The 6,229-nt window shown below is 54.8% G+C and carries 5 protein-coding genes and 2 pseudogenes; 4 read left to right on the top strand and 3 right to left on the bottom strand.

Going from position 1 to position 6,229, the window contains the following annotated elements; genetic code table 11:
• Complete coding sequence (gene repA, locus AC2FH6_RS21110; protein ID WP_496704136.1) at window positions 1–1,182, bottom strand: plasmid partitioning protein RepA; 1,182 nt, start codon at window positions 1,180–1,182, stop codon at window positions 1–3.
• Window positions 1,183–2,028: 846 nt separating this feature from the next.
• Between repA and AC2FH6_RS21115 the strand changes: the two genes are divergently transcribed.
• The 3 genes from AC2FH6_RS21115 to AC2FH6_RS21125 are packed head-to-tail and all read left to right on the top strand — an operon-like array spanning window position 2,029 to window position 2,882.
• Window positions 2,029–2,280, top strand: coding sequence for a hypothetical protein (locus AC2FH6_RS21115; protein WP_496704137.1), 252 nt, complete (start codon window positions 2,029–2,031; stop codon window positions 2,278–2,280).
• A gap of 3 nt (window positions 2,281–2,283) precedes the next feature.
• Window positions 2,284–2,541, top strand: a complete 258-nt coding sequence (locus tag AC2FH6_RS21120) for a type II toxin-antitoxin system ParD family antitoxin (RefSeq protein ID WP_108862330.1) — start codon at window positions 2,284–2,286, stop codon at window positions 2,539–2,541.
• On the top strand, window positions 2,538–2,882 hold the full coding sequence (locus AC2FH6_RS21125; RefSeq protein ID WP_496704139.1) for a type II toxin-antitoxin system RelE/ParE family toxin: 345 nt from the start codon (window positions 2,538–2,540) through the stop codon (window positions 2,880–2,882). Before AC2FH6_RS21120 ends, AC2FH6_RS21125 begins: the two co-directional genes overlap by 4 nt.
• 56 nt (window positions 2,883–2,938) lie before the next feature.
• Here AC2FH6_RS21125 and AC2FH6_RS21130 read toward each other — a convergent pair whose 3' ends face one another.
• A complete protein-coding gene (locus AC2FH6_RS21130; RefSeq protein WP_496704140.1) occupies window positions 2,939–4,003 on the bottom strand; it encodes a tyrosine-type recombinase/integrase in 1,065 nt (354 codons plus the stop codon).
• A 247-nt stretch (window positions 4,004–4,250) separates the two neighbouring features.
• On the opposite strand from AC2FH6_RS21130, the pseudogene AC2FH6_RS21135 reads away from it, so the two are divergent.
• A pseudogene (locus AC2FH6_RS21135) lies at window positions 4,251–5,609 on the top strand (ISKra4 family transposase).
• 104 nt (window positions 5,610–5,713) lie between these two features.
• Here AC2FH6_RS21135 and AC2FH6_RS21140 read toward each other — a convergent pair.
• Window positions 5,714–6,163: pseudogene (locus AC2FH6_RS21140) on the bottom strand (IS6 family transposase); the annotation flags it as partial.
• Window positions 6,164–6,229 lie beyond the last annotated feature (66 nt).

Consider the following 6,229-nt stretch of genomic DNA (forward strand, 5'->3'; position numbering starts at 1 on the left):
TCAACGGCCCCACGCGGTTTGAATCATGTTTGAGACTTCGTGCCCAACGGCATCCATGCTTGATCGGGCGCGGTCATAGGTTGACCGTGTCATTTCTGATCGAACAACTTCGTACATTGTCATTTTCAGCATCGCGGCATCGGCAATCGCCGTGCTTCGCAGCGCAGTTGCTCCGATCACCCGATCCTGAAACAGCGCCCGCATCAGACTTACAATTTGCTGTGATGGGGTATCCGAGGGGTCGTCCCGTGTTATGAGGAACCGGAAATTGTCATGGACAATCGGAATCCCGGAGTTCTCAAACTCTTCCAAGTATGCCGAAGTCATTTCAAGAAACTGCTGCGTGGAGGCCACGTCCAACATGCTCGGTGTCAGCGGCACGATCACGGATGTTGCCGCAAACAATCCTGCTAGCGTCAAGAAACCCAATGAAGGAGGGCTATCGATAATGATTACATCATAGTTTGCTTCGACTTCTTCGATTGCGCTGGCAAGTCGATTATAGAAGGGAACGCCTTTTCGGGCGTAGACAGCGGTTTCCGTTTCAAACTCTGACAGGATCAACTGAGCGGGGGAAAGATCCAAGCCAGGGAAGTAAGTGGTCCGGATGCACTCGGACATCGGGACCGGGTCCTCGTAGCGCAGAGCATCATAGATCGAATTCCCCTCAAACTCGATTTCTGGCTGAATTCCGCAGAATCCGGTCAAGCTGCCTTGTGGGTCAAGGTCGATAGCCAGAACGCGATAACCTTGAAGCGCAAGATAGTGGCAAAGGTGAATGGCTGAAGTGGATTTTGCACTGCCACCCTTGAAGTTCATGAGTTGAATAACCTGAAGCTGGTCGGCATCGCGACGGCCGGGAAGGTATTTTCCGGGCTTTCTGGAACTGCCTTCAAGGATCTGGCGCATCGCTTTGATTTCGGCTCCGGAGTAAAAACGACGGCCGTTCTTGTTGACTTCCGGCTCCGGAAGAGAGCCCTCAGCATGGCCCTTTCGCAAGAACTGTCCGGTTGTGCCAAACAGGTCGGCAACCTCTGTCGCGCTGAAGAGTCTGAGGGTCTTTGACAGTTCAGGAGAATACGCCTGAGTTAAGTGGGTCGTCAGTGCAACTTGTAGACGATCAGAGATTTCACGTGTAACGTGAGACTGCGTCGTCGCAGCAATTGGTGTGGTCTGTAGCATAGTTGCAGTTTTCCTGCTCATTTTTGTTTGGTTGCGCAACTTGAGTACATTTAGGCACTCGTATTCCGATTCATGTCAAGAGAAAAATCAATAACTTGTGGGTCGCTACGAAGCCTGCACAAGCGTTCTGAAGTTAACAGCTGTTAACTCACGTCTCCATTGGGTACTTAAGAGGCGCTTGGAGGTTGCATGGTTGCAGTAAAAGTTTGGCTTCGAAGTTCCAGTTCAGAGGGTTTCCTGACGTCGACCACTTTGTCCTTATAGCCAAGCGAAATCCTGTCAGAAATACTGCAATGCGCTCAGTTTGCTCAAGTTGCAGATGACTAAATCAAATGAGTGTTGAGCCTCACGCCGCTCAAAAACCGAATTGGTGGGGATTCTTGATAGGTGCCGGCAAGTTCACTGACTTGCCAGGGCGGGGCGCCGTCCAGCGCGGCTTGGGTCAGGAAACCCTAACGCAGCCAATGCGGTGAGGTATAATCCTTCGTAGTCCTGTCACCTTCAGTCGGTGTTTGACGATCTGGGCGATGGCGTCCAGGTTGAGGCGGCGTTTCCGCATCCAGCCAGATTTCGAGACCGAGTGAGACAGGGGGTTGTCCTCGATCCGACCCACTTTGATCCAATGCACCAACGGCTTCGCTGCGCGGCCCTTGCGCACCAACCGTGGAGTCTTGTCTTTTTGGGTGGTCTCAACTACCAGCAGCGACAATTAAATTATGTAATTCTCGTTGAATTCCTTCAGCGACACATCCCCCAAAAAGATCCCGCCGATCACCGAACGCTGCCATCTACCCGAGGTCAGCCCAGTAACAGGATGATCCGGTCACGGTTGTCCCGGCACGAACCTTGAATGTTGACCATCTGCTGTTCGAGAATATCAAAGGTAATCGGATGGGCGGTGTTCGGGGCAAGGAGGTCGGCCCTGTGTTTGGAATTTGCGAAAGCGTAGGGGCGATGGTTAACCCTGCCACGGCGGTGAGCACTTATTTGCTCTGTCAGGCCGGCAATAAGAACGGCTTGATTAAACTACCGGGTGTGGAAACTTCAATTGTTGAACAAGTACCTTCGTTGGCATATATTGCCAATCAGGAGGCTTAAGCCATGGTAACCCGCAATGTCGTACTTACAGAAACGCAGGATCAACTAGTGCAGGACCTGGTTGCGTCCGGTCGCTATCAGAACGCCAGTGAAGCGTTGCGCGCTGGTCTTCGTCTTCTGGAGCGGGAAGAGGCGGGACTGGTGTCTCTCAGGCAAGGCCTGCAGGAGGGCGTAGCCCAGGCTCAGGCAGGAGATCTGGCAGAAGGCGGCGGTACGGATGCGATCCGTCGTGCCTTTGTAAGGGCACGAACCAAAGCGTGACCAAACCCTTTCGACTGACACGCCGTGCTGAAGCCAGCCTGGTGGAAATTGCCCGATGGACCATCGACAAGTTTGGACGGCATCAAGCCGATCTTTATGAACAAGAACTGATAGCGCGCTGTCTGGCCATCACGGAGGGCAGGGCGGCCAGCCGCAGCTGTTCTATATTGGTAGAGGAGGCAGTTGATCTCAGATATGTACGGGCGGGAGAGCACTTCCTAGTTTACCTGGATCAGCCGGACGCGGTGATCATTGTTGATATCCTGCATTCCCGCTGCGACCTGCCGCGACATGTTTCCGCGCTGGCCACGTTAACGGATGCGACAGGAAACAAGACATAGGCACAGCAGCCGGAGTTTCCCTCAAGCTGGGAATTCTTTAAGTAGTCAGTATGTGCTCACCCCAATAGATCAGTCGCCGGGTTATCCGCGATGTCCACATCGTCGTAATATTTTTGCGCCTGGGCCATCGAGCGGTGCAACGAGAGGCGCATGGCGGCTTGGATTGGGGCACCGTCCAGGGCCGCCTGGGTCAGAAAACCGGATCGCAGCCCATGCGGCGACGCAAAATCCTCTGGCAGGCCCGCCAGTTTCAATCGGTGTCTGATGATCTGGTAGATCGCATCCGGTGACAGGCGGCGCTTCAACGCTCGATCGGCTTTTGAGACCGGTCGAAACAGCGCTCCATCCGTGATCTGCCCGACCTCGATCCAATGCACCAGCGCCTGTGCGGCGCGGCCCTTGAGCACCAGTCGTGGCGTCTCGCCCTTGGCGGTGGTCTTGGTCTCAAGCAGAGAAATCCAAACCACCCCCTTGGTGTCAAACTCTTTCAGCGAGACATCCTCGCGCATCAGCCCGGTGATCTCTGACCGGCGCCGACCACCGCTGGCCCAGCCCAGCATCAGGATGGCGCGGTCGCGGCAATCCCGCCGGGACCCCCGACAGGTGGCCAGCAACTGTTCGAGGACGTCGCGGGTGATTGGATGTTGTGACTTCGGGGCAGGGGCCCGGGCTGCGGCGCGGCGGGCCTTGGCGCGGGCCTGTTTCACCTGTGGCGCGCTAAAGGGGCTGGCGAGGTTCTTCATCCGGTGGAAGGCCAGCCAGGATGCTATGCGTCGATCCAGAGTAGACGGGGCCGGGCAGGCCAGCGACTTGCGCAGCCCTTGCGCGATCAACGCCTCTGCCGTCTCTCGTGCGATATCGTCCTTCCGCGCGTCATTCAGATCGCGCGCGTGATCGAGAATGAAGGCCAGCGCAGTGGCTTCGGATTCCGGCCAGTCCAGCGTCGCTGTGAACCGCGCGGATTTCCAGGCGGTGATATACAACAGATCGCGCTCATAGGCTCGTAAAGTGTTCTCCGGTGTGCCGCGCACATAGAGGTCGGTGAGCGCCTCCTGATCCGTGTCAGAGAGGGCAGGGGCAGCGGCGGGGAGATATGGGGCAGGTTGCTTCATACGGTCCATTCTGAGCCCATTTCTGGGAAAAATCAATCAGCCATGATAAGCGATACTTATCGTATGTGATGGTAGTTTGGACATGCCTCAAATGTAACGAGCAAAAGTCGCCTTTTTTGCGTGTAAAGGGGGTAGGGGGTTACGCCACAATGAAAACAGGAGGGTCCGCTCCAAATGTCACTGGGGAGTGGAAAAACCTTGGGGACGTAAATTGATCTCGGTCTATCCTGTTGGCTTTGTTGCAGGAGGATTTGGTGTGAAAGTTCGGATCAGGATTGAAACAGAGTTTGGGTGGGGCGAGTGCCGGACCCATGAGATTGGCGTCATTGAGCGGTGTTCTATCGATCCGTCGGAAGACGGCCTTGGTATCAGCCTCGCTGAGGGCAAATCGATTTTGAAAGCAGTCCAGCGTGCTGTTCTCCAGGATCAAGTGGAAGAAATCAGCGAAGTCGCGCGGGTATGCCGTCACTGCCATTCGTATTTGCCTGTGCATGATCGTCGTAAGTGACGTGTCGATACTCATTTCGGTCGTGTGACTGTCGAAGCGCTTCGGGTCCGGATGTGTATGTGCGGCTTTCCGGGCTTTCCTGCGTTCAAGGCAGCGTATTCTCCGCTCACGCGGATTTTGAAAGACAATGCCACACCCGAATTTAGGAGACTTCAAGCCGAACTGGGTGCCCGGCATAGTTTTCGGGAAGCCGCGCGTCTGTTGAACGAGCTCACACCTTGCGCCACCCAGAACCACGCAACGATCCGGAACAGGCTTGCGTCGGTTGCCAAGGCCCTGGAAGATCGCTGTTGCGAGGAACCGACGGATACGGCCATTCAAGCAAAACCTACCGAGGTGACGGTCTTTCTGGACAGCGCATATGTTCGTTCACGTCTCGAATATCAAAGGCGAAATTTCGAAGTCATTGTGGGGTCGATTGAAAGCGAAACAGCTAAAAAACGGCGGTTTGGATTGAGCCAGATGGGTGCCGATCACCCGATTGAACACCTGCGCTCCAGCCTGAAAGCAGCTGGTTGGGAGGATGGCGTTGCAGTCACTGTTCTTTCTGATGGGGATCCCGCGCTGCCTCGCTTGGTCAGAAACGCAACAGGTGCCGATGTTCGTCACATACTAGATTGGTGGCATATATCGGCGCGCATCCGACATGTGGAGACAACATTTCAAACGCTGGCATCACACATCGGAACCGAAAGTAGCGCAGAGATTGCTGCCCTTGTTGAGACACTTCGCTGGCGTATGTGGCATGGCCAGACAGACCGAGCACGCGATACGCTTGATGTCTTGTTCCGCTTCGCGATGCGCGTGCGCGAACACACCCATGGTCAGTCAAACGATGCGGCGCTCTCGGTCGCCTCACGCGCAATGGATCTGAGAACATACTTGAGCCACAACCTGTCAGCCATCGCGAACTACGGGCGTCGACGTCGGCAAGGGAAAGCAGTCTCAACGTCAAGGGCAGAAGGCCTCGTAAATGAGATCGCCAATGTGCGCATGGGAAAGAAACAACGCATGAGATGGTCCCCAAGAGGCGCGCACCGTGTTGCGGTTGTCAGGGCTGCCGTCTTGGATGGAAGGCTTTCACTAGGGCTACTTAGGGCGGCATAATCCCCAAAGCTTTTCCACTCCCCAAAAACGATCCAGAACGCCGTGAATCCGCAAATTCTGATTTATTAGGGTACAGTGACAGCGCCCGATCTGTCTGGACGGATTTATCCCACGAGCTCAGCAAACTGACGAAAGCCACACTTCAGCTGGCCAAGCTGCCCCTTGCGGATCATGTTGGCGGCCTCGATCCCGGCAAGTGTCGCTGCAGCGGAGGCGAAACTTTTGAACCCCAACATCGGTCTCGTAAGCCTTTTGATGAAGCGGTGATCCTGTTCTATCATGTTGTTGAGATACTTTGATCTGACGGTGTCGATCTTCACAGGTATCTGCAGCCGCTTGAAGATCTTGTTGACCTCTTTGATCCCTGCTGCATTGCTTCTGCTTTTGTCAATGGTGATCCGTTTCGGGATGCCATTGTTGTACAGAGCATTGGCGAAGAATTTCTTTGCAGCCTTCGTGTCTCGCTTCTCAGAAAGCATGAAATCAAGGGTTTGCCCGTCGCGATCTACCGCACGATACAGATACACCCATTCGCCACGGACTTTGATATACGTTCTTTAATTGAGCAGCAGCTCTCGGTGAGATTAGTCCGGTATCGACCACCTGCAAGGTTCTTTCCG

It is taken from the genome of Ruegeria sp. CDSC045, from assembly GCF_059610725.1.

Excerpts from the sequence above, each read along its gene's own strand:
- AC2FH6_RS21130 (WP_496704140.1), bottom strand. The coding sequence starts at position 4,003 with ATGGACCGTATGAAGCAACCTGCCCCATATCTCCCCGCCGCTGCCCCT.
- AC2FH6_RS21120 (WP_108862330.1), top strand. The coding sequence starts at position 2,284 with ATGGTAACCCGCAATGTCGTACTTACAGAAACGCAGGATCAACTAGTG.
- repA (WP_496704136.1), bottom strand. The coding sequence starts at position 1,182 with ATGCTACAGACCACACCAATTGCTGCGACGACGCAGTCTCACGTTACA.